The sequence below is a fragment of the Kribbella shirazensis genome (genome assembly GCF_011761605.1).
In the GTDB taxonomy this organism is placed as follows: domain Bacteria; phylum Actinomycetota; class Actinomycetes; order Propionibacteriales; family Kribbellaceae; genus Kribbella; species Kribbella shirazensis.
Window position 1 is genome coordinate 4,345,165 of sequence record NZ_JAASRO010000001.1, and the last position, 24,357, is coordinate 4,369,521.

General features: G+C 69.3%; 25 protein-coding genes. 14 read left to right on the top strand and 11 right to left on the bottom strand.

All coding sequences use genetic code 11. The features are described from left to right. Position 1: 1 nt before the first annotated feature. The 3 genes from BJY22_RS21160 to BJY22_RS21170 are packed head-to-tail and all read right to left on the bottom strand — an operon-like array spanning position 2 to position 3,092. Entirely contained in the window at positions 2 to 1,039 is a 1,038-nt protein-coding gene (locus BJY22_RS21160; protein WP_167209359.1) for a branched-chain amino acid ABC transporter permease, read from the bottom strand. Then, a complete protein-coding gene (locus BJY22_RS21165) occupies positions 1,036 to 1,902 on the bottom strand; it encodes a branched-chain amino acid ABC transporter permease (protein ID WP_167209361.1) in 867 nt (288 codons plus the stop codon). Before BJY22_RS21165 ends, BJY22_RS21160 begins: the two co-directional genes overlap by 4 nt. A gap of 38 nt (positions 1,903 to 1,940) precedes the next feature. After that, a complete protein-coding gene (locus tag BJY22_RS21170; protein ID WP_167209363.1) occupies positions 1,941 to 3,092 on the bottom strand; it encodes an ABC transporter substrate-binding protein in 1,152 nt (383 codons plus the stop codon). 144 nt (positions 3,093 to 3,236) lie between these two features. Between BJY22_RS21170 and BJY22_RS21175 the strand changes: the two genes are divergently transcribed. After that, a complete protein-coding gene (locus tag BJY22_RS21175; RefSeq protein WP_167209365.1) occupies positions 3,237 to 4,301 on the top strand; it encodes a LacI family DNA-binding transcriptional regulator in 1,065 nt (354 codons plus the stop codon). Here the strand turns inward: BJY22_RS21175 and BJY22_RS21180 are convergent. Next, a complete protein-coding gene (locus BJY22_RS21180) occupies positions 4,264 to 5,286 on the bottom strand; it encodes a LacI family DNA-binding transcriptional regulator (RefSeq protein WP_167209367.1) in 1,023 nt (340 codons plus the stop codon). The genes BJY22_RS21175 and BJY22_RS21180 overlap by 38 nt on opposite strands. 119 nt (positions 5,287 to 5,405) lie before the next feature. Between BJY22_RS21180 and BJY22_RS21185 the strand changes: the two genes are divergently transcribed. The 4 genes from BJY22_RS21185 to BJY22_RS21200 are packed head-to-tail and all read left to right on the top strand — an operon-like array spanning position 5,406 to position 9,255. Beyond that, on the top strand, positions 5,406 to 6,005 hold the full coding sequence (locus BJY22_RS21185; RefSeq protein WP_167209369.1) for a DUF1989 domain-containing protein: 600 nt from the start codon (positions 5,406 to 5,408) through the stop codon (positions 6,003 to 6,005). Beyond that, positions 6,005 to 6,622, top strand: coding sequence for a flavin reductase family protein (locus BJY22_RS21190; RefSeq protein ID WP_238351150.1), 618 nt, complete (start codon positions 6,005 to 6,007; stop codon positions 6,620 to 6,622). Before BJY22_RS21185 ends, BJY22_RS21190 begins: the two co-directional genes overlap by 1 nt. A gap of 39 nt (positions 6,623 to 6,661) precedes the next feature. Further along, positions 6,662 to 8,017 carry an MFS transporter gene (locus BJY22_RS21195; protein WP_167209373.1) on the top strand — a complete coding sequence of 452 codons (1,356 nt, stop codon included), beginning with the start codon at positions 6,662 to 6,664 and terminating at the stop codon, positions 8,015 to 8,017. Next, positions 8,014 to 9,255, top strand: coding sequence for an amidase family protein (locus BJY22_RS21200; RefSeq protein WP_167209374.1), 1,242 nt, complete (start codon positions 8,014 to 8,016; stop codon positions 9,253 to 9,255). The genes BJY22_RS21195 and BJY22_RS21200 overlap by 4 nt, the downstream gene beginning before the upstream one ends. 352 nt (positions 9,256 to 9,607) lie before the next feature. Here the strand turns inward: BJY22_RS21200 and BJY22_RS21205 are convergent, their stop codons facing one another. After that, the gene (locus tag BJY22_RS21205; protein ID WP_167209376.1) at positions 9,608 to 11,071 is read right to left on the bottom strand and encodes a purine-cytosine permease family protein; all 1,464 of its coding nucleotides are present in this window, start codon (positions 11,069 to 11,071) and stop codon (positions 9,608 to 9,610) included. A gap of 110 nt (positions 11,072 to 11,181) precedes the next feature. On the opposite strand from BJY22_RS21205, the gene BJY22_RS21210 reads away from it, so the two are divergent. After that, positions 11,182 to 12,744, top strand: a complete 1,563-nt coding sequence (locus BJY22_RS21210; protein WP_167209378.1) for a PucR family transcriptional regulator — start codon at positions 11,182 to 11,184, stop codon at positions 12,742 to 12,744. Here BJY22_RS21210 and BJY22_RS21215 read toward each other — a convergent pair. Both BJY22_RS21215 and BJY22_RS21220 read right to left on the bottom strand, forming a co-directional pair. Then, positions 12,741 to 13,340, bottom strand: a complete 600-nt coding sequence (locus BJY22_RS21215; protein ID WP_202891201.1) for a DUF1989 domain-containing protein — start codon at positions 13,338 to 13,340, stop codon at positions 12,741 to 12,743. The two genes, BJY22_RS21210 and BJY22_RS21215, sit on opposite strands and share 4 nt — an antisense overlap. Then, entirely contained in the window at positions 13,337 to 13,927 is a 591-nt protein-coding gene (locus tag BJY22_RS21220; protein ID WP_167209382.1) for a VOC family protein, read from the bottom strand. Before BJY22_RS21220 ends, BJY22_RS21215 begins: the two co-directional genes overlap by 4 nt. Positions 13,928 to 14,044: 117 nt before the next feature. Here BJY22_RS21220 and BJY22_RS21225 point away from each other — a divergent pair, with 117 nt between their 5' ends. Both BJY22_RS21225 and BJY22_RS21230 read left to right on the top strand, forming a co-directional pair. Then, positions 14,045 to 15,172, top strand: coding sequence for an oxidoreductase (locus BJY22_RS21225; RefSeq protein WP_167209384.1), 1,128 nt, complete (start codon positions 14,045 to 14,047; stop codon positions 15,170 to 15,172). Continuing rightward, a complete protein-coding gene (locus tag BJY22_RS21230) occupies positions 15,169 to 16,038 on the top strand; it encodes a polysaccharide deacetylase family protein (protein WP_167209386.1) in 870 nt (289 codons plus the stop codon). The genes BJY22_RS21225 and BJY22_RS21230 overlap by 4 nt, the downstream gene beginning before the upstream one ends. Here BJY22_RS21230 and BJY22_RS21235 read toward each other — a convergent pair. Then, entirely contained in the window at positions 16,026 to 16,622 is a 597-nt protein-coding gene (locus BJY22_RS21235; RefSeq protein ID WP_167209388.1) for a TetR family transcriptional regulator, read from the bottom strand. The two genes, BJY22_RS21230 and BJY22_RS21235, sit on opposite strands and share 13 nt — an antisense overlap. Positions 16,623 to 16,721: 99 nt before the next feature. Between BJY22_RS21235 and BJY22_RS21240 the strand changes: the two genes are divergently transcribed. The 4 genes from BJY22_RS21240 (at position 16,722) to BJY22_RS21255 (ending at position 19,364) form a co-directional block, all read left to right on the top strand. Beyond that, positions 16,722 to 17,660 carry a hypothetical protein gene (locus BJY22_RS21240; RefSeq protein WP_167209390.1) on the top strand — a complete coding sequence of 313 codons (939 nt, stop codon included), beginning with the start codon at positions 16,722 to 16,724 and terminating at the stop codon, positions 17,658 to 17,660. Between the two features lie 17 nt (positions 17,661 to 17,677). Then, positions 17,678 to 18,526 (top strand): SDR family NAD(P)-dependent oxidoreductase, encoded by an 849-nt coding sequence (locus tag BJY22_RS21245; RefSeq protein WP_167209392.1) that lies wholly within the window; start codon positions 17,678 to 17,680, stop codon positions 18,524 to 18,526. 80 nt (positions 18,527 to 18,606) lie between these two features. Next, complete coding sequence (locus BJY22_RS21250; RefSeq protein WP_238350419.1) at positions 18,607 to 19,110, top strand: DUF2975 domain-containing protein; 504 nt, start codon at positions 18,607 to 18,609, stop codon at positions 19,108 to 19,110. Next, complete coding sequence (locus BJY22_RS21255; RefSeq protein ID WP_167209394.1) at positions 19,110 to 19,364, top strand: helix-turn-helix domain-containing protein; 255 nt, start codon at positions 19,110 to 19,112, stop codon at positions 19,362 to 19,364. Before BJY22_RS21250 ends, BJY22_RS21255 begins: the two co-directional genes overlap by 1 nt. Positions 19,365 to 19,401: 37 nt before the next feature. Here the strand turns inward: BJY22_RS21255 and BJY22_RS21260 are convergent, their stop codons facing one another. Continuing rightward, positions 19,402 to 20,301 (bottom strand): alpha/beta hydrolase, encoded by a 900-nt coding sequence (locus tag BJY22_RS21260; RefSeq protein WP_167209396.1) that lies wholly within the window; start codon positions 20,299 to 20,301, stop codon positions 19,402 to 19,404. Positions 20,302 to 20,392: 91 nt separating this feature from the next. On the opposite strand from BJY22_RS21260, the gene BJY22_RS21265 reads away from it, so the two are divergent. Continuing rightward, positions 20,393 to 21,112 carry a TetR family transcriptional regulator gene (locus BJY22_RS21265; RefSeq protein WP_167209400.1) on the top strand — a complete coding sequence of 240 codons (720 nt, stop codon included), beginning with the start codon at positions 20,393 to 20,395 and terminating at the stop codon, positions 21,110 to 21,112. A 32-nt stretch (positions 21,113 to 21,144) separates the two neighbouring features. Here the strand turns inward: BJY22_RS21265 and BJY22_RS21270 are convergent, their stop codons facing one another. Further along, positions 21,145 to 21,798 (bottom strand): VOC family protein, encoded by a 654-nt coding sequence (locus tag BJY22_RS21270; protein ID WP_167209401.1) that lies wholly within the window; start codon positions 21,796 to 21,798, stop codon positions 21,145 to 21,147. A gap of 116 nt (positions 21,799 to 21,914) precedes the next feature. Between BJY22_RS21270 and BJY22_RS21275 the strand changes: the two genes are divergently transcribed. After that, positions 21,915 to 22,295 (top strand): hypothetical protein, encoded by a 381-nt coding sequence (locus BJY22_RS21275; RefSeq protein ID WP_167209402.1) that lies wholly within the window; start codon positions 21,915 to 21,917, stop codon positions 22,293 to 22,295. Between the two features lie 35 nt (positions 22,296 to 22,330). Here the strand turns inward: BJY22_RS21275 and BJY22_RS41760 are convergent, their stop codons facing one another. After that, the gene (locus BJY22_RS41760) at positions 22,331 to 24,352 is read right to left on the bottom strand and encodes an alpha-galactosidase (protein WP_167209403.1); all 2,022 of its coding nucleotides are present in this window, start codon (positions 24,350 to 24,352) and stop codon (positions 22,331 to 22,333) included. Between the last annotated feature and the right edge of the window lie 5 nt (positions 24,353 to 24,357).

Below are 24,357 nucleotides of genomic sequence, written 5' to 3' on the forward strand. Positions count from 1 at the left end.
CTCAGCTGTCCTCCTCGAGGTCACGCAGACGGCGGCGGATCGCGCGTTCCTTCAACGTCCCGCCCAGCCCTTGCGGCGTGAAGACGAGCCCGACGACGAGCAGGACGCCGTACAGCACCAGACGGGCCTCGTCCGCGAGCCGGAGGAACTCCGGCAGGGCGGCGAAGGCCACCGCGGAGACGACGACGGGCCAGTACGTCCCGGCGCCGCCGAGGATGACGACGATCAACATCACCTGCATGAGGTAGAAGTCGAAGACCGACGGGTCGATCGCGGTCAGCCGGAACACGTGTAGCGCCCCGGCGATCCCGGTCACGAACGCCGAGGCGACGAACACTGCCAGCTTGTACCGGTTGGTCGAGTACCCCTGCGCCTTGGCCAGCGCCTCGTTGTCGCGGATCGCGACGAGCACCTTGCCCACCGGCGAGACCACGATCCGGCGCATGCCCCACAGCGCGGCCAGCGTGAAACCGGACAGCAGCCACAGGTACTGGCTGGGGCTCACGGCCTCGAGTTCCACCGCGCCGATCGCGAACTGCGGCGCCGGCAGGCCGAAGATGCCCTGCCGCCCGCCGGTCACGCTGGTCCACTCGGCGGCCACCACCGCGCAGAGCAAGGTGAAGCTCAACGTGATGATCGCGAAGGCGCCCTCGGACAACCGCACGGTCACCAGCCCGACGACCGTCGCGGCCAGCGCGGCGACCAGCCCGCCGGCGAGGAAGGCGAGCGGTTGCCAGAGTCCGGTCGCTGTGACCAGCCAGGCGGTCGCGTACCCGCCGATGCCGAAGAAGGCGACCTGGGCGAAGGAGAGCAGACCGACGTACCCGTACAGCAGGTTGAACGCCGCTCCGAGCACGACGAACGTCATCGCGACGGACGCCACGTCGATGTAGTAGTCGTTGCGCAGTACGAGGGGAACGAAGACGAAGAACGCGATCGGGACCGGCCAGGGCCCGAACCTGCGTGCGGTGGTGGGCCGGGGGCTCAGGGCCCGGAGCCCGCCGGTCACCCGCCTGCGGGAGGATGCCATCACGCTCATACCCGGACCTCTCTGGCGAACAGGCCTCGCGGCCGGACCAGCATGATCAGGATCATGAAGGCGAAGACGCTCACGCTCTGCGTGATGGCCGAGCCGTAGCCGCCGGCGAAGCTCTCCAGCATCCCGACCGCGAACGCGACGATCACCGACCCCGGGACACTGCCGAGGCCGCCGATCACCACGATCGCGAAGACCTTGAACACGATCGTGATCCCCATCTGCGGACTGACCGTGAACACCGGCGCCATGGTGGCGCCGGCGAGGCCGGCCAGTCCGACTCCGAGCGCCATCGCGAACCGGCCGATCCGCAGCGGCGAGATGCCGACCACCAGAGCCGCCGTCGGGTTCTGCGCGACGCCGCGCATCGCGCGGCCGATCTGTGTCCGGTTCAGCACCAGGTAGAGCCCGCCGAGGGTCACGGCGGAGACCACGACGATCCACGCCCGCGCCAGCGGCACGCCGACCGGACCGAGGTCGAGCTGCCCGGCCGGCACGCTCTCCACAGGTAGTTGCCGAGGGCCCGCACCCCAGATCAGCACCGCGCCGTTCTGGATGATCATCGCCAGCCCGAGGGTGAGCAACATGGTCCGCGAGAACGCGCCGTCCGGTGGCAGGTGCCGCAGGATGCCCTCGTGCAGGAGCACCCCGGCGGCGGCCATCAGCGCGGTGCTGAGCACCAGCCCCAGCCAGTACCCGGTCACCGGCATCAGGAACAGCGCCGCGAAGGCGCCCAGCATGTAGAGGGCGCCGTGCGCGAAGTTGACGACGTTCAGGACTCCGAAAATCACGGCCAGGCCGGCTGCCAGCAGCGCGTACCCGGACCCCAGCACGATGCCGTTGACGATCAGTTCGACGGAGTACATGGCATCACCCGCTCAGCTCCTTCGGTGGTGGTCGCGGATCAGGTCGTGACGTCGGCCACGACCACCGGCCGGCCGTCGCGGACCTCGAGGATGAAGGCCTTGTCGTGGGCCTGGTTGTTCGCGTCGAACTTGATCGTGCCGCCGGTCAGCGACTTCAGATCGGTCTGTTCCAGTGCCTTCTGGATCGCCTCGGCGTCGCCGCTCCCGGCGCGCTTGATCGCGTCGGCCAGGGTCTTGACCGCGTTGTAGCCCTCGAAGGCCTCGTACGTCGGCGGGGCGCCGTACTTGGACTGGAAGCTCTTGACGAAGGCCTCGTTCTCCGGCGTCCGGACGATCGAGCTGTACGGGTAGACGCTCGTGGACCCGGCGAACTGCTTGTCGCGGAGGATCGTGAGGTTGTCGCCCTCGAGTTCCACCCGCCCGGTCAACGGCAGGCCGAGTTTGGCGGCGGCGGCCTGGCGGAGGAAGCCGACGTGGTCGGCGCCGGAGATGTAGAGCGCGACAGCCTCGGTGCCGTTGTTGCGGTACTTGCTGATCAAGGTCGCGAAGTCCGACGTACCCTGGGCGGCGTAGTCGGTCACGGTGACGGACAGCTCGTTCTTCGTCAGCGCCTGCTTCAGGGCCTCGGCCCCGGTGCGGCCGTAGGTGCTGTCCTCGGCCAGGATCGCGATCTTCCTGGCCTTCCCGCCGGCCAGATGCGACGCGAGCGCGTCGGCCAGGTTGGCGTCGGAGGGGTTGATCCGGAAGACGAACTTGTTGCCTCCGGCACCGGATGCCTTGCTGATGTCGGGGGAGGTCGAGGTCGCCACCACCATCGGGACCTTGTTCCGCTGCGCGATCGGCATCGCCGCGAGCGTCACCCCGCTGCAGAGCGCGGCGATCAGCGCGGACACCTTCTCCTGGGTGATCAGTTTCGACACCGACGAGGCGCCGTCGGTGGGGTTGCACGCGTTGTCCTGCGCCACCAGTTCCAGCTTGCGGCCGCCGACGGCGCCACCGGAGTCGTTGACCTCGGCGACGGCCAGTTCGACGCCCTTGCGCTCGCTCTCTCCGAGCGAGGCGGCCGAACCGGACAGCGGCGTGGACAGGCCGATCTTGATCGGCCCGGTCCCGTCCCCGGCGGCATCAGAAGTACCACATGCCGCCAGCACCAGCGCCATCCCGGCGACTGCTGCGGTGAGTCTTTTCATGATCTGTCTCTTCCCGGCGATGAGCTCTTGCTGCATTCGACTGCACCTAGCTACAGTCGAATGCAGTAGCTGAGTTGTCAAGAGGTCAGTGCCGGGATTTCCGGGGAGCCGTGCGACCCTGGCGCAGCACGAGAAGGGAGTTCGATGGCCGACGAGGACGCCGCCCGGTCGGCACAGGAACGGGCGACCCACAAGTTGATCGCGGAGCGTGCCGGGGTCCATCCGTCGACGGTGTCGCGAATCCTGCGTCGCCCGCCGGGTCCCCGGCGGGCCGATTTCGCGGCCACCGAGCTGAAGGTCCGGGAGATCGCCGAGGAGCTCGGCTATCGCCCCGACCTGACGGCCGCGAGCCTGCGCACGCGGCGCAGCTTCGTCGTGGGTGTGCTGTTGCCCCAGCTGCACGACGTGGTCCTGGCGACGATTCTCAGTGGTATCGACACGGCCGCCTTCCGGCTCGGCTACCAGACCATCGTGACCACGACCAGTGGCGACTCCGAGCGGCGGCGGCAACGGCTCGAGATGCTGCTGAGCCGCCGGGTCGACGGGCTGATCATCGGCGACGCGACCCTCGACGAGGACATCTACACCGCACTGCGCCGTCCGCGGACACCGCACGTGCTGGTCAACCATCGTGCCCGCGGGCACGTCGCCGTCACCGGGGACGACCAGCTGGGCGGCCGGCTGGCGGCGGAGCATCTGCTCGATGCCGGCCACCGGACGGTCGGCGTGATCGCCGGCCCCCGCTACCCGACGGCCCTCGATCGGGTCCGGGGATTCACCCAGGTCTACGACCGCGCCGGTTGCCCCGTGCCGGACGGCTACGTCGTGCACAGCGAGTTCGATCCGGAGGGCGGCCGCCGGGCCGCGCGGGAGCTGCTCGGTCTCTCGCCGCGGCCGACGGCGCTGTTCGCCGTCAACGACTCCGCGGCGATCGGCGCGATGGGAGTGCTGCGCGACGAGGGCCTTCAGGTCGGGCGCGATGTCGCACTGGTCGGCTACAACGACATCGCGATGGCGCGCGATCTTCCGGTCCCGTTGACGAGCGTCCACGCGCCGCTGGTCGAAATGGGGGAGCAGGCCGCGACGCTGCTGATCGACCTGATCGACGGCAAGGACCGTAAGTCCGCCAAGGTGACGCCGCACCTGGTGGTACGCGAGTCGAGCGCAGCCGTCAGCGCCGCACAGTTTTCGTCGAGGCTCGGGGGATGAGGGTTGGGGTGAAAGTGAGTGACTCGGGGGGCTCGGCTGTGAGGTGACGTTCGAGGAGGGTGAAGGCTGCGCGGCCGATGTCGAGCATCGGTGAACGGATGGTTGTCAGCGGCACCGGCAGGCTGTCGGCGAGCGGGGTGTCGTTGTAGCCGACGACGCCGATGTCGTCCGGGACGCGCAGTCCGTGGTCGCGGAGGGCGCCGATCGCGCCGATCGCGGCGAAGTCGTTGGTTGCGAAGAGGGAGTCCGGTGCCGGGCCGCGGGCGAGCAGTTCGGCGACTCCCGCTCGTCCGGCCTCGGCGTCGAAGCCGGTCCGTACGACGCGATCGTCGGAGAGGGTGAGACCGTGCGCCCGCAGTCCTTCGCGGAAACCGTCGACGCGGTCGTTCGCCGTGGATGCGTACCCGGGTCCCGCGATGACCGCCGGGTCCCGGTACCCGAGGCTCGCCAGGTGCTCCGCGACGAGCCGGCCGCCGTGGACCTCGTCGGCAAAGGCGCCCACGTGGTCGCCGGACGTTCGCAACGCGAGGACGAACGGGATGGTGCGCGCGTCGAGCATCCGCAACAGCGGATCGTCGGTACGGGCATCACAGATGACGAGCCCGTCGACTCGCCGGCCGAGGAGCTGTTCGACGCGGGCCTCACGCTGCGCGGGGTCGTCGAGCGAGTTCGTCACGAAGGCGGCGTACCCGCGCTCGGCCGCCGCCTGGTCGACGCCCTCGAAGATCGTCGCGAGCACGAAGTCCTGCAGCCGCGGAACGATGACGCCGACGAGTTGCGACCGCGCGGTGCGCAGGCTCGCGCCGTGCGGATTGCGGCGATAGCCGAGCTCCGCCGCGGTCCGCAGGATCCGCTCGACCGTCTCGGGTCCCGCCCAGCGTTCCCGTTCGGGGGGACCGCTGTTCAGCACCCGCGAAACCGTCGACACGTCCACCCCGGCCGCCGCGGCCACGGTCCGCAACGTCGGCGCCTGCCGCTTCGTCATCGGATCGGCTTCTCCCTCGTGGTCGGGGCCTTGGCCGTTGACACTACCCAATCGTTTGCGTACCGTCCTGGTCCAACGCCACCCAAACGTTTGGGTAGCTCATTGTGAGAGGAACTGGAATGACGGAGCTGGCGGCGAGGACGGGTGTCGCGATCCACCTCGCGACCAAGGACGAACTCGTCGTGACGAACACGTACGGCCAGCAGGTCGTCGACACCTGGGCGCTGGCGGCGGACGACGTCTCCCGGTTCGCCTCGGCGTCCCACACCTGGATGAGCACCGGACGGCTCACCGTCCGGCTCGGGGACGAACTCGTCGATACGACCCGGACGCCCATGCTGGCGATCGTCGGGGACACGAGCGGTGGCCGGCACGATCTCCTGATCCCGAGCTGCGACGTCGTCCGGTACCGGCAACTCGGCGTCCCGGGGTACCACGACAACTGCCGGGACAACTACTTCGCGGCACTGTCCGCCGCGGACATCGAGCCGCTGCCCGTCGTACCCCAGCCGCTGAACCTGTTCATGCGGGTCCCGGTCGCGGCCGACGGCTCGATCGGCATCGAGCCGCCGGTGGCCGGCCCGGGCGCTCAGGTCCGGCTGCGGGCCTTGCAGGACGTTGTCGTCGTACTGTCCGCGTGCCCGCAGGACATCGCGCCGACGAACGGACTGGGTGCGACGCCGAGGCCCGTCGAGTACGACGTGGTGCGGGCACCGTGATGATCCCCGTCCCGATCGGCGACCTGGACCCCGCGGCGCGCTTCGCGATGGTCTCGTGGACCCTCGCGCCCCGCCCGATCGCGTGGGTGACCTCGCTCAGCCCCGACGGCACCAGGAACCTCGCCCCGTTCAGCTTCTTCACCGTCGCGTCGACCGATCCGCTCGTGCTGATGATCGCGGTCGAGCCGCGGGACGACGGCGGTCGCAAGGACACGCTCGCCAACGTGGTGGCGACCGGTGAGTTCGTCGTCCACATCGCTCCCGAACACCTCGTCGCCGAGGTCGCGCGCAGCGCGGAGGACACCGATCCCTCGTTCGACGAGCTCGCCGACCTCGCGCTGGCGACGGCCGACGCCGAGGTGGTGCGGCCGCCCGTCATCGACGGCTGCCTCGCCGCCTTCGAATGCACGTTGCTCGAAACGCGACAGCCAGGGCGCGAAACCCTGGTGTTCGGGACCGTGGTGGCCGCCCATGCCGCGGACCATCTGCTCGCTCCGGACGGTCGCATCAGGTCCGCGGCGGTACGCCCTCTGGGCCGTATCGGCTCGGTCTTCCTCACGTCCCGGCAGATCGACTCGCGGGGTGCCCGGCGACCCGTCGCCCACTCCCGACCCTGACCGGGCACAACCCCTCACCTCGACCACGAGGAGCTCCCCATGAGCACCGTCCCCTCCGTCACCGATCAGTCCTTCATCGATCGTGCGCCGTTGACGCGGTTCCACCTCAAACTGACCGCGTTCTCCGCGGGCGGCCCGCTGCTCGACGGGTACGCCGTGACGATCATCGGCCTCGCACTGATCACGCTCGGCCCCGCCCTCGACCTCGACTCGACCGAGATCGGCCTCGCGGCCGCGGCCGCCCTGGCCGGCATCCTCGTCGGCGGTCTGGTGTTCGGCCGGCTGACGGATCGCATCGGCCGCAAGGTCATGTACATCGCCAACCTGATCGCGCTGAGCGTGGTCTCGGTGCTCAGTGCCCTCGTGACCGACACCTGGCAGCTCGTCGTCCTGCGCTTCGTGCTGGGGGTGATGATCGGCGCGGACTATCCGATCGCGAGTTCGTTGCTGGCCGAGTTCGTGCCGAGCCGTTATCGCGGCCGCCTGCTCGGTGCCTTGTTCGCGGCCTTCGGTCTCGGTGCCGCGCTCGCCGCCGGCACCGGCTGGCTGCTGTCGTCCACAGGTGACGACGCGTGGCGCTGGATGCTCGCCTCTCCGGCGGTGATCGGTGTCGTCACACTGGTCCTGCGCCTGAGCGCCCCCGAATCGCCGCGCTGGCTGCTGAGCCGTGGTCGTCGCGCCGAGGCCGAGAAGATCGCCCACGAGATCTGGGGACGGCACGTTGAGCTGAACGAACTCGTCGAACCGCCCGTCGAGGCCACAGAGGCTCTGCTCAACCGCACCTCGATCCGGCGCATCGCCTACGTCAGCATCTTCTTCATCGCGCATGTGGTGCCGCTGTTCGCGATCTACAGCTTCGGTCCGGCCTTGATGCATCGCATCGGCATCGGCACGGACTCGCCGTACCTCCCGGAAGTCGTCATCGCTCTGTTGTTCGTGGTCGGTAGCGTGCCGGGGCTGTGGCTGGTGGACCGTGTCGGCCGTATCCCGCTGCTGACGGTCACGTTCGTGATCATGGCCGCGGCGTTCGCGGTCGTCGCGCTCTTCCCCGACGCGCCGCCGGCGGCGCTGTTCGCGGCACTGGCCGTCTACGCGCTCGCCTCCGGCGCGTCGAACTTCATCGAGATCATCGTGCCGAACGAACTGTTCCCCACCGCCGTCCGTGCGACGGCGACCGGGATCGTGGTGGCGATCAGCCGCATCGGCGCGGTCGCCAGTACGTTCCTGCTGCCCACGATCCTGACCGACTGGGGAACCGGCGCGGTGATGTGGCTGCTCGCCGGCGTGAACCTCGCCGGGCTGATCGGCACGGTCCTGCTCGGCGAGGAGTCGCGGAACCGCGCGCTCGTGGCCTCGGCCGCGATCGACCCGGCTCCCGCGGGGCAGCACCTGTGACCTCTCTTGCCCACGGCAGCGATGTAGTCGCGGCGGCGCGTGCGGCGCCCGATGTCTTCCTTCAGGTCACGTCCGTTCGGGCGGAGCAGGACGGTGAGCGGGCGGCGACGTACGGCGGTCCGCTCGCCGGTGTGCCGTACGCCGTGAAGGACGTGTTCGATCTCGCCGGGACCCGGACCTCGGGGGCCTCGCGGTTCTTCGACGGTCGGCCTGTCGCGCGGCAGGACGCCGAGGCGGTACGGCGTATCGCCGCGGCCGGAGGTGTCTGTATCGGGAAGACGACGCTCAGCGAGCTCGCCTACTCGGGTCTCGGCGTCAACGACCGCTTCGGTACCCCGACGTTGCAACGCGACGGGGTCGATCACATCGTCGGCGGGTCGTCGTCCGGCTCCGCGGCCGCCGTACAGGCGGGGATCGTGCCGGTCGCGCTCGGGAGCGACACGTCCGGGTCCGCGCGCATTCCGGCCGCCTGGACGGGAATCTTCGGGTTCCGTCCGAGTCTGGGCCGCTATCCGGACGAGGGAATGTTGCCGTTGGCGCCCACCCTCGACACGGTCGGGATCCTGGCCGCCGACGCCGCGACGCTGCTCACGACGGACGCGGTGCTCGCCGCCGACCCTCGAGAGCCAGGGGCAGCTGGTCCGACGACGTTCGTGCTGCCGCACGACGAGTACCTCGAGAGCTGCGACAGCGCCGTACTCGAGCGGTTCCACGCCACGATCGACAGGCTGCGGTCGTACGGCGTCCGGTTCGAACGCCGCCGGGTCGAGTCGCTCGACATCACCCGGTCGATCCACGCGCAGCACCTGGCGATCGTCGAGGAGGAGGCGCTGGCGGCGTACGGGCGACACTTCGAGCGGAACCCTGAGCTGTTCGGAGCGCCGGTCCGCCGGCGCCTCGAGCGCGCCCGGACGCGGGCCCGTGAACGTTCGGCGGAGCCGCTCAGGCAGGCGATGCCGGCCTTGCGTGCGCAGTACCGCCGCGAACTCGGCGACGCGATCCTCGTCAGCCCGCCGGTGGAGATCGACGCGCCGACGCTGGAGCAGGTCAGGTCCTCGCCGGAGGCGGAGGACGCACTGAACGCCAGAGCCCTCCGCCTCACCATGGCCCTCAGCTACCTCGACAGCCCCAGCGCCGTCATGCCCGCCCACACCGCGAGCCTCCAACTGTCGGCCACCTCCGGCGAAGACCACCGCGTCCTCACCGCGGTAGCCCACTTCGACACCCTCATCCCCTAACCCACCCCAGCCGCCCGCCCTACCCACCCCAGCCGCCCGCCCTACCCGGCCCAGCCGCCCGCCCTACCCGGCCCCCTGACCCGCGCCCGCTGCCGTGTCCCCGGTCGCGCCCCCTGACCCGCGGCGCCGCTGACCCGTGCTGCCCTCCTTTGGTGGGTTAGCCCATCAGTTGCAGGGTTGGCGTCCGAGATACCGGCCGCAAACCCAGCATCTCGGACGCCCACCCACGAGATGCTGAGGAAGCCCGGCGGCGGCTGTGGAACAAGGTAAGGGCCGGTCATCGCAGGGGATGACCGGCCCTTGGCCCGCTCGAGTGTGGTGCCGTGCCGCGTGGGGGAGGTGGCCCCAGCGGTTACCGGCCTTCCAGGCCCAGTTGGGGCGACTGGACGACGACTCGGCGGGACGTCAGGTAGTACATGCCGCCGGCAACCAAGGAGCCGGACAGCCAGGAGAAGTCGGTGTTGTTCATGGCGATCGCGATCGGGCCCTGCATGACCGGTACGAGTCCGTACTGCCAGCTCCAGCCCGCGACCAGTCCGAGACCGAGACTGATCAGCGCCCGGACGTTCCACTGCCCGTACGGCGACTTCGCGGCCCGCGCGTACAACCCCGGGATGTCGATCCGGCCGCGCCGCAGGATCAGGTAGTCGACGACCACGATCGCGCTCCACGGGCTGATCCAGACCAGGATCGACACCATCCAGTTGTCGAACGCGTGCCCGAAACTGTCGGCGCGCACGAAGATCACCAGGACGGCCGACGCGACCACGCCGGCGAACAGCGTGAGCTTCCAGCGCGCGATGTCGATACCGATCGACAGCGCGGCGAGCGAGCAGGAGTAGAGATTCAGGATGTTGGTCGCGATCGGTCCGTGCATGATCAGCAGCAGCACCGGCACGGCCATGACGCCGAACGCGTTGATCACCAGGGACGAAGGATCGCTGCCGGTACCCGCGCTCGCCAGACAGGCGCCCAGCGCCGCCAGCCACACCGTCGGGATGTACATGCCCAGCGAGGAGGACCAGAAGACCGACCGGCTGGACGCCTCCGGACGCACGAAACGGCTGTAGTCGGCGGAGTACGGGAGCCACGAGATACCCCAGCCGACACCGATCGCGGTCATCAACTGCGTCATCGCCGTGAACTTCTCGGCAGGCGTGCCGGCGGTGGCCGCCGTCCAGTGCAGATCGGCCTTGCTCAGCGCCAGGATCGTCATCGCCGCCATCACCAGAACGGTGAGCGGGACGGTCCACTTCTCGAAGGTACGGATCGCGTAGAACCCGTACAGCGCGAGCCCGAGCTGAGCGACCATGATCACCGCGGCGACCAGGTACTCCAGGCCGATCCCGCCGGTGATCCCGATCTTGGCGAGTACGGCGAGCACCAGGTCGAGCACGACCCAGGTGTTCACGCCGACCCAGGCCATGGTCAGCAGGCACTGGACCACGCCGGGGACGACGGCGCCGCGGCGGCCGAACGGCGCGCGGCCTAGCACCATCTGGTTGACCGCCGTCCGGTGCCCGATGACGTTGAGCAGCCCGAACAGCGCACAGCCGAGGACATTGCCGACGGCAACGACGAGCAGGGTCTCCAGCAGGCTGAGGCCCAGCGTGATACCGAGCGCGCCGAGCACCCAGTTGATCGGGGCCAGGTTGGCGCCGGCCCAGATCCAGAACTGCTCGCGGGGGCTGGAGTCCCGGGCCTCGGGCGGGATCGGAGCGACGCCGTGGGCGTCGAACGGTACAGCCTCAGAACGTACTGCCTCAGAACGTGTTGCCTCGGACGGTGCTGTCTCGGACGGTGCCGGTGTGGTCATGGTGACGGCCTCCCAGGGGAAACGAGTTGGCTCAGAAAACCAGCAGCCACCTCCCAGGGGCAGTAGGTAGATCTCTAGCGATTTCGGATCTCACTGGATATCTTCACAGCATGTTGAGTCTGGCAACCTTGCTCGACAACCCCGCGCTCGAACTGCGCCTCCTGGTCCCCGGACCCGCGGGCGCGGTCGGGCGCGAGGCGTTGTGGGTTCACAACACGGAGTTGCCGGACCCCTCGCCGTACGTGCGCGCGGGCGAGATCGTGCTGACGAACGGCCTGTGGCTGCACGAGACGACCGCGGCGGCGTTCGCGGCGAGTGTACGGCGGGCCGGTGCCGCCGGCATCGTCTTCGGTCTGCGCAACGAAACGCCGGTCACCCCGCCCGAGCTGATCGCGGCCTGCGATCGCGAGGGCATGCCGCTGGTGGAGATCTCGATCGAGGTCCCGTTCACCGCGGTGACCGAGGCCGCGTCGGCGATCCACGCCGATCAGCGTCGCGACGCCCTGGTCGGCATGGTGCGGCGCGGTGACGCGCTGGCCTCCGCGATCTCCCATGGCGCCGGTGCGTCCGGCGTACTGGCCGTTCTCCGGCGGGAGCATGACCTGCCGCTTGCCGTCGTCGACCGGATGGCCAGGCCGCTGGCGGCCGCGGGTGTCGAGTTGACCGCTCAGCAACGCCGGATCGTGGCCGAAGGACTGGCCAGGCACCCACCACCGCTTGAAGTGGACCTCGGCGGTGAGGAAGGCCGGGCGACGGTCTTCCTGGTCGGCGCCGTGGGCGACACGGATGCCGCGCTGGTGTGTATGCGACCGGTGAGCGGGCTGAGCAGGTCGGAGCAGGACGCGCTCGATCAGGCCGCGCGGTTCCTCAGCCTCGAGGTGGCGAAGCAGCAGGCGATCCAGGCGATCGAGCTGCGCTTCGCCAGCGAGCTTCTCGACATGATCCTGTCCGGTGCGCAGCGGGCGGCGGAGGTGCCTGACCGGCTCCGGGCGTTCGGGGTGGATCCGTCGGGGGAGTTGGTGGTGCTCACGGTCGCCTTCGCAGCTGGTACCGAATCGACGCTGCCCGGGTTGACGGAGACGGTCACCGAGTTCTTCCTCAGGCAGAGCCTGGCGGTGGTCGTCGCGGGCGGCAGCCAGGATGTCGTCGCCGTACTGCAGCGTCCACGGCAGGACGTCGCGCGGTTGGCGGATGCGCTGTGTTCGGCGGTGCAGAAGAGATTTCCGGACCGTTCTCCCGTGGTGGGGTTCGGCGAGGTCGCCGCGTCGGCGGGGGAGTTGCGGCAGCCTTTGGTTCAGTCGCGCGAGGCGTGCCAGGTGCTGCGGCGGCGGGGGAGCACAGCCGTCGCGTCGTTCCGGCAGTTGGGTACGCATCGGCTGCTGCTCGGTCTGCAGGACTCCGGGACGTTGCAAGGGTTCGCGGACGGCATGCTGGGTCCGCTGCGGGAGTACGACGGTCTGCGCGACGGTGAACTGGAGACGACCCTGCGGACGTTCCTGGCGCACGACGGTCAGTTCGGCGCGACAGCGGCCGCGCTCCACGTACACGTGAACACCTTGCGGAACCGGCTGGCGAAGATCACCGAGCTGACCGGCCGCGACGTCGCCCGCACCGACGACCGGGTGGACCTCTACCTGGCGCTCGAAGCGGACGACATGTCCCGGTCTCGTTAGCGCAGTACCTCGATCGCGAGGTCGGTCGGACCGTTGCCGTTGATGACGGTCAGGTCCTGGGGGCAGGCGGAGACCACGACGACGCAGTCGAGTTCGGCGCGGAACGTGATCGAGTCACCCGGTTTCGTTGTCGCGGGCAACCAGTCGAGCGTGTCGTTCGCCGTCACCGGTACCTGCATGAAGACGTTCACCGGCTGCGGTACGACGTCGACGTCGACCGCGAGCGCGGTCCGCAGGTTCCGGGCGCAGGACGGGTGATCCGGTACGCCGAACGCGGCGTACCGCGCGTCGTCGCAGGCGGCGATGAGCAGGTCGTGGCGGCCGGGCGAGGTGTCCTCGACCAGGGTCAGGATCGGCCGGCGCCGGTTCGTCACGAAGGCCTGACCGATCGCCGGGAACAGCCGACTGGTCGCGGTCCGGGTGTGCGAGGCGCTCAGGTGCTCACCGGTGACGCCCGCGGGCCCCGCGACGTACGCGAACAGGTCCCCGACCTGCTGCCCCTCGACATCGACGACCCGCACGAGGCTGCCGCGCTCGACCCGCACAGCGCGGCCGGTCCGCGCGGGGACGAGGGTTCGGTCGGAGATTTGTGTCACGAGGTGCCTTCCTGGATGCGAAGTGGCGGCTGCTGTCCCGCCGGCGGCGGCCCGGGGAACCACTCCTCGGGCTCAGGCCAGGTGAAGCCGGCGGGGATGTCGTAAGTCTCGAAGACGGTGCCGGTCGCTTCCCCGGTGGCGAAGAACGCGAAGGCGTTGCGGTCCATGAACCGGCCCGACTGCGTCGGTTCGAAGCCCCGCCCGGCGAACTCGGCGAGGCGCTCGGACCACGGCCGCCCGGCCACGTCGAAGGCGAGGTGCTGGATGCCCTCGCCGTGCCTGTCGAGGTACTCCTGGAAGATCGACGGGCCGTAGAGCGGTTGCATGATCTCGACGGCGAGGTCGCCGACGTCGGCGAAGCAGACCTTGATCGCCCAGTCGGCCGCGGCGCCGTGGTACGTCCGTTCGGTGACGGTCCGCGAGTCGAAGGTATAGATCCGCCAGGGCCCGATGCCGAGACGGACGAGGCCCTCCATCGTGCGCCGGTGGTCCCGGGTGACGAAGCAGATCTCGAGCAGATTGCCGAGGAAGCTGTTGGACAGCTCGGTGGCGCTCACCACTGCAGGCCATGGACTGGTGACGTTCATGCCGTAACCAAACCAGGTTTGGCCGAGCCGTTCAGTGGAGGATCCTCTAGCAGTCCTGCTGATCGTTGTAGGTGAATCCATCGCCGGTCGCGGCGGACCCGTGCTGAAGTTGTCGGCATGGAGCTGACAACGACTCGTGTGCACCCTGCCCTGGAGCCGGCCCGGATCGGCGGCCTCGACCTCGCGAACCGCCTCGCGGTGGCGCCGATGACCCGGGTCTCCGCCACGCCCGACGGCGTACCGACCGCCGAGATGGCCGACTACTACGGCGACTTCGCCGACGGTGGCTTCGGGCTGCTGATCACCGAAGGCACGTACCCGGACGCGGCGTACAGCCAGGGCTACTTCAACCAGCCGGGCCTCAGTACGGCCGCACAGGTCGAGGGCTGGCGCGCCGTGACCGACCGGGTGCACGCGGCGGGCGGGAAGATCATCGCCCAGTTGATGCACGCCGGCGCGCTGTCGCAGGGCAACCCGCACCGCTCGGAGCTGGCCGGACCGTCCGCCGTACAGCCGCTCGGTCAGATGATGCCCGAGTACGGCGGCAGCGGACCCTGGCCTGTCCCGCTCGAGCTCTCGGTCCTCGAGATCAAGGAGATCATCGACGGCTTCGCGGCCGCTGCGGTGCGCGCGCACGAGGCCGGCTTCGACGGCGTGGAGATCCACGGCGCCAACGGGTATCTCCTCGACCAGTTCCTGACCGTCTACACCAACCAGCGCACCGACGAGTACGGCGGACCGGTCGCGAACCGGATCCGGCTGACCGTCGAGATCGCGGATGCCGTCGTGGCCGCGACACCGGAGGACTTCGTCGTCGGCGTACGGCTGTCGCAGACGAAGGTGAACGACTTCGAGTACCGCTGGCCGGGCGGCGCGTACGACGCCGAGGTCATCTTCTCGGCGCTCGGCGCGACCGGCGTCGACTACCTGCACATCGCGAGCGAGGGCCGCAACTGGCTGGAGACCGCCCGCCTGCAGGGTGGACAGACCATCACCGGTCTGGCACGCCGGGTCAGCGGGCTGCCGGTGGTCGCCAACGGCGGGATGCACGACCCCGAGCAGGCCGATCGCGTACTGACCGACGGTCACGCCGATGTGCTGTCGATCGGTCACGGCGCGCTGGCGAACCCGGACCTGCCGCGCCGGCTGGCCGACGGCCGGGCGCTGGAGGAGTTCGACCGGGCCATGCTGCAGCCGTCGGTGACGCTGGCCAACGCGAAGCAGTGGCAAACTGGTCGGTCATGACCGACGCGACGTGGCACGGCGGGGCGGCGGCCGTCGCCACGCTCACCTTCGACGTCGACGCCGAGACGCCGATCCTCGCGTCCGGCCGCGCGTACGCCGGCCACTTGATGACGATGTCGCACCAGGCGTACGGGCCGGACATCGGCGTACCGCGGATCCTCGAGCTGCTCGCGGATCTCGGCGTACCGGCGACGTTCTTCGTCCCGGGATGGGTGGCCGAGCACCGACCGGGGCTGGCGGCAACGATCGTCGAGCACGGCCACGAGGTCGCCCACCACTCGTACAGCCATCGCGCGCCGACGGCGATGAACGCGGTCGAGGAGCGCGCGGACTTCGAGCGCGCCCTGGAGGTCTTCGATGCCCAGGGCATCGAGATCAAGGGGCACCGGGCGGCGCTGTGGGAAGCCACGCAGACGACGCTCGACCTGGTGGCGTCGCACGGCTTGACGTACGACTCCTCCCTGATGGGCGACGACCGGCCCTACGTGCTGGGAGTCGACGGCCGGCCCGTCGTGGAGCTCCCGGTCCACTGGTCGTTGGACGACTGGGAGCAGTACGCCTTCCTCCCGTCGCCGCAGATCGGGTCGGTCATCGAGTCCCCGCGCAAGGTCCTGGAGATGTGGCGCGCCGAGCTCGACGCGATGCGGCACTACCGCTGCCTGTTCAACCTGTGCCTGCATCCGTTCCTGTCCGGTCGTCCGAGCCGGCTGATGGCGCTGCGTGAACTCATCGAGTCCGCCCAGTCGTACGGCGACGTCCACTTCACGCGCTGCCGCGACCTGGCCGACGCGACGCACGCCGACCCCACCCTCGAACACCGTGACCCTCCCACCGTCACGGCCGATCCGGCGGTCTATCCCGACTGACCGGGTTTGTCGTTGAGGAGTGCGATCGCGCGGGACGCAGCCGCGATGGGTTCGTCCAGCCAGGTCGGGATCGGGCCGCCGATCAGCCCGCGGACGATGCCGTACGGCGTGTCGCGGCAGGCCAGGGCGACGAGTTCGAGCCGCCGCTGGGTGATGCGCCCGTACCGGCTCCGCGCGAGCGCCGCGATGTGCTCGGCGACCGGCGCGTTGAGCACTTCGAGCTCCGGCACGAGCTCCGCGGGCGGATCGGCCATCAGCACCTGGTAGCGGAACAGCGTCAACGTTCGCGCCTCGGCCGGGTGGTCGCGGCAGAACCTGGGGATCTGGAGGCCTGTCGCGACGATCGCTTCGACCGGGTCCTCGGTGCCGATGTCCGCGAACGTGTTCTGGAACTGCCGCACACAGCGCATCCAGGCCGAGACGAACAACGACTGCCGGGAAGGGAAGCGGTGGTAGATCGACCCCGACGGAGCCTTCAGCAGCTTGGTCACGTCGGCGACGGTCGCCGCGTGCCCGTGCTCGTGCACGGCCAGGACGGCGGCGTCAAGGATCTCGTCCCGCGAGTACAGAGCACGTTTCGCCACGCGACCACCTTAGGGGGCAACTTGACCGTGTCCGGTCGTTCCTCCATATTAGATGCCGTTCTCTAGATGCGCATCTCTAATGGAGCGGAGCACCTCGCGATGTCTCACCTGCGCCTGCGGTTGCAGCGGGCAGCCCTCGTCGTCGCCTGCCTGGCCCCCGTGCCGTACCTGGTCCTGAAGGTGCTGTGGCTGAGCGGCTCGACCATCGGTACGACGACCGCGGCCGGGGCCAGCGAGATGCACGAGACGAGGTTCGTGGTCGGCAACCTGATCACGGTCTTCCTGATGGTCGTGGCCGTCGCGTTCGCGATCGCCCTGACCAGGCCTGCCGCCCACCGGGTGCCTGCCTGGCTCGTGTTCGTCCTGGGAGCGGGCGCCACGGGTCTGCTGGCGCCGATCCTGCTCGGGCTGCCGCTCGGACTGGTCCTTCAGTTGATCGCCGACGGAGCGGTGAAGACCGCCACGGACGAGGGGCTCGCCCCCTGGGTGTTCGGGGCCGTCTACAGCGGATTCGCCCTGCTCGGGATCGCGCTGGCGGTCCTGCTGGCGCAGTACGTCGTGGCGCGCTGGGGTGACCTCATCGCGGTGGCACCGCAACCGCCGTCGACCGTGGCGACCGTCGCCGGCGCTCTGGGTATGGTGCCCTTCGGTCTGGCCAACCTCTACTGGGGCATCTTCGGACCGGGATCCACTGGGCCGCAGGCGATGGATCTGGTGGCCCAGCGGACAGTCCTTGTCGTCACCGGACTCCTGAGCCTGGCCGCATTCGCCCTGCCGTTGGTGTCCCAGCGCGCCGTCGGCCCGCGGATGGCGTGGCTGATCACGTGGACGGGATGCTGCGTCGTCGCTTTTCAGGGGCCAACACAGATCCTGCTGGCCAACGGTGGCGACGTACAACCGATGATCGCCTTCATCGCGCTGCTGTCCACCCCGGGCAGCTCTCTCTACGGCCTCGGCGTACTCCGTGGCGCAGGTCACCTGTTGTGGCTGTCACGCGCTGTGGATCGGTGGCATCTGGTGTTCAGAAGCCATCGATGAGGTGAAGGAAGGCAGCAATGAGCAAGGTCTGGTTCGTCACCGGTTCGTCGCGCGGTCTGGGCCGCGAGTTCGTGGAGGCCGCTCTGTCGCGCGGGGACAAGGTCGCCGCGACCGCCCGGAGCACCGCGAGTCTGGACGACCTCGTCACCAAGTACGGCGATGCGGTGCTGCCGCTCGCGATGGACGTGACCGACAAGGCCGCGGTCTTCGAGAGCGTCAACCGCGCGAAGGAACACTTCGGCCGCCTCGACGTCATCGTGAACAACGCCGGCTACGCACAGATCGGCGCCGTCGAGGAGCTGACCGAGCAGCAGTTGCGCGACCAGTTGGAGACCAACCTGTTCGGGGCGGTCTGGGTCGTGCAGGCCGCGCTCCCGCACCTGCGTGAGCAGGGATCCGGGCGCATCTTCCAGCTGTCGTCGGCCGCCGGGCTGATGGCGATGCCGCTCGGCGGCGCCTACCACGCGTCCAAGTGGGCCCTCGAAGGCCTGAACGAGGCTCTCGCGGCCGAGGTCGCCGAGTTCGGCATCAAGGTCACCATCATCGAGCCGGGCGGCTACGCGACCCGGGGCGGTAAGAACCCCGACCCGCTGAACAACGGTTTCCTCGCCGACCCCCACCCGGCGTACGTCGGCCTGCGCCAGCGCATGGCCGGTGCCATGAGCAAGCAACCCGCCGGCGACCCGGCCGCGGCCGCCCAGGTCCTCCTCGAACTGGCCGACGCCGACAACCCGCCGCTGCGCATCCTGTTCGGCCAGGGTTTCCAGCCCATGCTCGAGAAGATCTACGCCGACCGCCTCCAGAACTGGAAGGACACCCAGGACCTCTCCCGCCGAGCCCAAGGTGAAGCCGCGGCCGCGAACTGACCGCTCCCGCCTGGATCCTCCGCATCCCCTGAAGGTATGGTGAAGTCTGTCGATTTTCGATAGATTTGTATCGTTGGTCGATGAGGGGACTGGGTATGGGAAGACTGGCTGTGCTCGCGTTGCGGGTGGTGCTGGCGGTTGCGCTACTGGGGTCGCTGGTCGTGCAGGGTCTGATGGTGCCGCTGTTGTGGATGGATCTGGACGACGCGCCCGCCGCGGTGCGGATTCCCGTGGTGGTGATCGTGGTGCTCGGGGTCGTGACGCTGCAGGTGACGGCGGTGTGCATCTGGCGGCTGCTGACGATGGTCCGCCGGGGCACGGTCTTCTCCCACGGTGCTTTCCGGTACGTCGACATCGTGATCGGCGCGATCGCCGCGGCGTCGCTGCTCACGTTCGGGATGGCTGTCGCCCTGGCGCCGGGGGAGGCGGTTGCCCCCGGCATCGTCGGGCTCGTGTGCGGGCTGTCGGTCGTCGTGGCCGGCGTCGCACTGGTCGTCTACGTCCTGCGGATGTTGCTCGTCCAGGCCGTTGCCACGGACCACGAGGCGCAGCAGCTGCGGGCCGAGCTCGACGAGGTCATCTGATGCCGATCGTCGTCGAGATCGACGTGATGCTCGCCAAGCGCAAGATGGCCGTCGGCACCCTCGCCGAGCGCGTCGGCATCACCCCGGCCAACCTCGCCGTACTCAAGAACGGCCGCGCCAAGGCAGTCCGCTTCAGCACCCTGGCCGCCCTCTGCGAAGTCCTCGACTGCCAACCCGGCGACCTCCTCCGCTGGATCCCGGAAGACCAGGACCCCGCCCACCCCGCAGAACCCACAACCAGCCGCGGTGCCTGAACGTCCTGCTCCTTGGCGGGTCCGTACATTCCGATGATCAGCTGTGCTCGAGGCAGCGGCGGGCGAAGGCGATCTGGTCGTCGAGGACCTGCTCGCGTGTTGTGGCGTCCGTGTAGAACGTGAAATGCGTGCCCGGGTAGCTGCGTAGCTCTCCGCGCGGGGCTTGCTCGGCGAGCGCGCGGGTCGTCTCGATGGGCGTCTCGTGGTCGTCGGCCGCGACGCAGACCAGGAGCGGCATGGACAAACGTGCCGCGGCCTTTTGCGGGTGGTACCGCATCATGCCCAGCAGCGCTCGTGGGGCGATGCTGTTGCGCCACAGGGTCGTCGTTCCCCCGCCGGTCAGTGTCTGGATGTGCTGGTCGGCCTCGGCGGTGGCCGCGACCGCGAGCTCTCCGGGACGGCCGATCATCGGGATGTAGTACGGCGGGAGACCGAGTTTGCCGCGCAGTGCATCCCAGCCGATGGCTCCGAGCAGCTGGACCGTCTGCCATCTCGAACGACCCTCGACCCGCTTCGGGAATCCGTTGAACGGGATCTGCGCCATCACGCCGACGATGCTGGGATCGTCGGCGGCGACGGAGATGGCGTGGGCGCCGCCGAGCGAGTTTCCCCACAGCAGGACGGCGCCGGGGTCGACGTACTCACTGCTGCGGGCGAACGCGATGGCGGCCCGGAGGTCCTCCTGCTGTCCGTCGACGTCGGCCAGCTGGCGCGGCTCGCCGTCGCTCTCCCCGAAGCCGCGGTAGTCGAACACAAGGGCCGCCAGGCCTTCGGCGGCGAAGCGCTCGGCGTGCGGGAACAAGCGGTCCATCGTTCCGCTGAAGCCGTGGCAGAGGACGACACAGGACAGCCGCCCGTCCTGCTCCGCAGGCCGGTAGAGATACCCGGCGCAGTCGGCGCCGCCGGACTCGAACGACACCTTGACCCGCTCGACCATGCTCAGCTCCTCTACGCTTACCAGCGGTCAGTATCATAGGCGATGAACTTGACCGGTGGTAAGTGGTTCTCACGATGTCTGAGGAGTTGACATGAGCGCGACCCCGGAGCGGATCCTGAGCGCCTCGCGCGCTCTGTTCGCCGAGCGCGGGTACCGCGCCACCTCGATGCAGGCCATCGCGGATCAGGTCGGCATCACCAAGGCGGCGCTCTACTACCACTTCGCCTCGAAGGACGACATTCTCCGGCAGCTGACCCTGCCGTTGCTCGACGAGCTGGAAACCGCGTTGGCCGACGCCGAGGCGAGCGGCGACCCGGAGGCAGTCCGGTGGAACGCCATCGAGGGCTACGTCGACGTCTACCTACGGCACCGGGAGACGCTCGTGATGTTGATCCGCGATATGACACTGCTCGTCGAGGCCCCGGTGGCCAGTCGTTTCGTCGCCGCGATCGCCCTCGCCAACGACCTGGTCTGCGGCCCGGACCGGACCCTGGAGCAGCGAGTCCGCGCCTCCCAGGTCGTCGCCGGCCTGGGCGACCCGATCGCCCTCTTCCGCGACGTACCTCCTGAGCGCCTCAAACACCTCATCCTCGAAGGCGCTCGCGCCCTCCTGACCTCCAACGCGCCAGCTGAGCGGTCCCGTGGGCGACCGCGCGGGCGGAGCGGCGGACGGCCCGTGGCGCTGGACGACGCGGGGGTGGCGAGGGTGCGGGAGCTGTTTGCGACCGGGAGGCCGGCGGCCGAGATCGCCGAGCTTCTCGGAGTATCACGAGCCACCGTCTACCGCTGTCTCAAAACCCAACAGGTTTGAGACTTTGATTTTGCGATCGACCATCGGCACCCTCAGGCGCCGCTGGGTACCCGACGCGCATCTTCCTGAGGCTGCTGGGTGGGGAGGGCCCAGGTGAACCCGTCGGGGTCGGTGAGTGGGCCGTGGTCGGCACCGATGACGAGACGGTGCGAACCGGTGCCGGCGGGAGTGACGCCGGCGTCCTTTGCCAGGGCTTTACGGCCGTACAGGGCGAGCTTGACCGAGCCGGGGGCTGCCTCGAATTCGACGTACTTGCGGCCGAAGCTGCGTGCGACGGTCAGTCCGTGATCGACGTAGTACTGCTTGCTCGCGGCGACGTCGGCGGCGCCGATCAGGAGGATGAGTGCGTCGATCTGCTCGGTGTCGGGGCCGGTGTTGCGCTTCGCGGAGGTTGCCACCTTCCAGATCGTCCCGTCCGGCGCCTGGACCACGCCGCCGTACCCCCAGAGCGACTTGGCGACAGGCTTGAGCTCGGTCGCGCCGGCGTCGAGCGCGGCGCGGACCAGACTGTCCACGGTGGCCGGCTGTGAGACGACCAAGGAGAGCGTGAAGCCCCGGAAACCGGTCGTGGGGGAGTCGGAACGGCGCAGCGCCAGCCTGGAGCCGAGCCCGAAGGCGGACGCGTAGAACGTCTCGGCGGTCGCGAGCTCGGTTACTTCGAGCGTGATGGTGTCGATCGATGTCATGACCATCACGCTAGGCGCGGGGCGGCAGCCGGGGCTTCTCGATTCCTGACCGACCTCGCGCGACCCGTTGCCGGCGTACGGTGCATTCCCCAGGGAGCGGCTGGAAGGGGAGTGGCGTGGCGCGGGGTGTGTTCGGGGTGGTCGCTGGGTTGCTGTACGTCGGCATTGCGGTGCTGCTGTTCAAGGGGCCGAGCTTCACGATCGAGGACGACGGTGAGGGGGCTGTGCATGTCAGCTGCGGCTCGTTGATCGCCGTCGGGTGGCCGAGTGACCACTCGTTCCTCGACACCGAAGGGTCGTCTTCGTGGGGCGATCACGTGACCAGCGACCGCAGCGTCGGAACCGAGGGGCGGCTCGGTATCGCGCGCGACTGCTCGGAGCGGCGGGACACCTACCTGTCCTTCGCGGTGATCGCCGCGGCTGCTGCCAACCTGGCGACCTTGGTGGCCGTCATGGCAGGCCGAGCCGCCCGCCGAGAGGATCCCGTCACCAGCTGACACCGCACACCGAGCGGGCTCTACCAACGAGCAGTTCAGCTGGTGAGTCGCACCACGCGGGCGGACGGCTCGGGAGTGGTTGTCGTGACGGTGAGCGTCCCATCGGCCCAGTCGAAGGCCCACCCGGCAGGGTCCAGCGGGAAGTGCGGCTCGATGACAGCCTGCGGCAGCTCGAGAGCGACGGTCGACGGCCCGGGCCCGCGGTGCCAGAGTGTCAGGTAGGAGACCGTCGGTCCGTTGAGTGACAGGGCGATCCATTCGTCCGTCCACGCCGGGAGACCCAGGGGCCAGGCCGGGACGAACGAGTCGAGATCGTCGAGCAGGACGCGATGGGCGGCCAGCGCGGCGCGGATCAGGTCGAGCTCGGCCGGAGTCATCCGGTTCAGGTGACCGGACAGGTACAGGCGGCCGGGGATGCCGTTGATCAGCGCGAGGAGGAATTCCTCGCGGCTGGATCCGCTGACCGGATAGGCCCAGTGACCGGCCTGCTCGGGCAGTACGGCGGCCGGCGCGGCAGCGGTGATCGGTGCGTAGAGCAACGGATTCTCCTGGTCCGACGTCGACTGCAGATGCAGGCGGGACAGCATCGCGTAGTCCATCCGCATCGCGCCGGACGCGCAGTTCTCGATCAGCAGCTCCGGATGACGGCGATGCAGGCCGTCCAGCCAGCTGAGCAGTGCGCGGTGGTGTTCCAGCAGCCCCTGACCGAGCGACGTACCGCCCTTGTCGGTGCCGGGACCCGTCATCGTGTTGTTGTCGAACTTGAAGAATCCGACACCGAACTCGTCGACGAGCCGGTCGACGGTCGCGTCGAGGTGCTTCCGGGCAGCCGTACTGCGGAGGTCGAGCAGGTAACGCCCCGACTCGGAGACGCGCTCGCCGCGGCGGGTGAGGAACGCGTCGTCGGGCAGTTCGGCGGCGATCGGTGACCGGACACCGATCACCTCGGGCTCGAGCCAGAGACCGGGCACCATGCCCCGCTGGTGGATCCGGTCGATGACCTCGGCGAGTCCGTTCGGGAAGCGCGTTGCCGACGGCTGCCAGGCGCCGACGGTGTTCCACCAGTCGCCGTCGGCGTACCAGCCGGCGTCGATGCAGAAGTAGTCGGCCCCGACGCCGGCGGCCGCGTCGATGAGGGGGAGGAGCTTGTCGGTGGTGGGATCGCCGAGCAGCGTGTTCATGTAGTCGTTGAAGATCACCGGCATCCGGTCGTCGGCTGGACGCCGGTGGCGGATCGCACGACGCTGACGGGTGAGGGCCGCGAAGATGCTGTCGCGGTCAGTACCCGCGACGAGCGAGACCGGAACGGTGGTGAAGGGATTGCCGGCGGTGATTTCGACGCTCCACTGGTGCTCCTGGTCGGTCGGACCGCTGAGAAGCAGATAGCCGCCGTCGCGGCTCTCGCCGATCTCGTAGTGCCAGGGCCCGTTGTGCTCGATCTGCCAGCCGATGGCGTACGGCGTACCGCGGCCGATCAGCACACCGATCGGCAGGCGCTCACCGGTGGACCACGAGTTCGTCCCGGTCACCGCACAGCGGCTGCGGGCGACGTGATGATGCCCCGCGCTGACGATGTCCGCGAGGTTTTCCGATCGCAGGTGCCGGACCGACCAGCGGCTCTCCGCCATCCAGCTGTTCTCGGCGAGGTGGAGGTCCGCGTCGATCGACGGAAGGCCGACGACCAGCGAGGAGAGGAAGGTGAGCTCCAAGGGGCCCGTGCCGTCGATCTCCGCCTCGGTCCAGCAGCGCACGCCCGCGCCCGTCTCGAACACGTTGGTGACCCGGAGCCCGGTGCCCGGTTCCTCCTGAACGATGCGGAGTGTCCTCCCGGTGTCGTCGTGCCGGACGTAGCGCAGTCGCTGACCAAGCACCGTGCCGACATGCCGGTTGCTGCTCAGGGACCGCCCGTATCCGACGGCGCCGATCTCCACCAGCGGCCGGCCGTGTCCGTCGGCCGGCTCGTGGTCGCCGTGCGCGGCAACCAGGCGCACCGGGCCGTCGTGAAGAGAGAAGGTGAGGGTGACGTCAGGGGTACTCCACCGGAGCCGATCGTCCACGAGTT

Bases quoted from the DNA above. Each gene is read 5' to 3' on its own strand.
- BJY22_RS21160 (WP_167209359.1), bottom strand. From the start codon at position 1,039: ATGAGCGTGATGGCATCCTCCCGCAGGCGGGTGACCGGCGGGCTCCGG.
- BJY22_RS21165 (WP_167209361.1), bottom strand. From the start codon at position 1,902: ATGTACTCCGTCGAACTGATCGTCAACGGCATCGTGCTGGGGTCCGGG.
- BJY22_RS21170 (WP_167209363.1), bottom strand. From the start codon at position 3,092: ATGAAAAGACTCACCGCAGCAGTCGCCGGGATGGCGCTGGTGCTGGCG.
- BJY22_RS21175 (WP_167209365.1), top strand. From the start codon at position 3,237: ATGGCCGACGAGGACGCCGCCCGGTCGGCACAGGAACGGGCGACCCAC.
- BJY22_RS21180 (WP_167209367.1), bottom strand. From the start codon at position 5,286: ATGACGAAGCGGCAGGCGCCGACGTTGCGGACCGTGGCCGCGGCGGCC.
- BJY22_RS21185 (WP_167209369.1), top strand. From the start codon at position 5,406: ATGACGGAGCTGGCGGCGAGGACGGGTGTCGCGATCCACCTCGCGACC.
- BJY22_RS21190 (WP_238351150.1), top strand. From the start codon at position 6,005: ATGATCCCCGTCCCGATCGGCGACCTGGACCCCGCGGCGCGCTTCGCG.
- BJY22_RS21195 (WP_167209373.1), top strand. From the start codon at position 6,662: ATGAGCACCGTCCCCTCCGTCACCGATCAGTCCTTCATCGATCGTGCG.
- BJY22_RS21205 (WP_167209376.1), bottom strand. From the start codon at position 11,071: ATGACCACACCGGCACCGTCCGAGACAGCACCGTCCGAGGCAACACGT.
- BJY22_RS21210 (WP_167209378.1), top strand. From the start codon at position 11,182: ATGTTGAGTCTGGCAACCTTGCTCGACAACCCCGCGCTCGAACTGCGC.
- BJY22_RS21220 (WP_167209382.1), bottom strand. From the start codon at position 13,927: ATGAACGTCACCAGTCCATGGCCTGCAGTGGTGAGCGCCACCGAGCTG.
- BJY22_RS21225 (WP_167209384.1), top strand. From the start codon at position 14,045: ATGGAGCTGACAACGACTCGTGTGCACCCTGCCCTGGAGCCGGCCCGG.
- BJY22_RS21230 (WP_167209386.1), top strand. From the start codon at position 15,169: ATGACCGACGCGACGTGGCACGGCGGGGCGGCGGCCGTCGCCACGCTC.
- BJY22_RS21240 (WP_167209390.1), top strand. From the start codon at position 16,722: ATGTCTCACCTGCGCCTGCGGTTGCAGCGGGCAGCCCTCGTCGTCGCC.
- BJY22_RS21245 (WP_167209392.1), top strand. From the start codon at position 17,678: ATGAGCAAGGTCTGGTTCGTCACCGGTTCGTCGCGCGGTCTGGGCCGC.
- BJY22_RS21250 (WP_238350419.1), top strand. From the start codon at position 18,607: ATGAGGGGACTGGGTATGGGAAGACTGGCTGTGCTCGCGTTGCGGGTG.
- BJY22_RS21255 (WP_167209394.1), top strand. From the start codon at position 19,110: ATGCCGATCGTCGTCGAGATCGACGTGATGCTCGCCAAGCGCAAGATG.
- BJY22_RS21260 (WP_167209396.1), bottom strand. From the start codon at position 20,301: ATGGTCGAGCGGGTCAAGGTGTCGTTCGAGTCCGGCGGCGCCGACTGC.
- BJY22_RS21265 (WP_167209400.1), top strand. From the start codon at position 20,393: ATGAGCGCGACCCCGGAGCGGATCCTGAGCGCCTCGCGCGCTCTGTTC.
- BJY22_RS21270 (WP_167209401.1), bottom strand. From the start codon at position 21,798: ATGACATCGATCGACACCATCACGCTCGAAGTAACCGAGCTCGCGACC.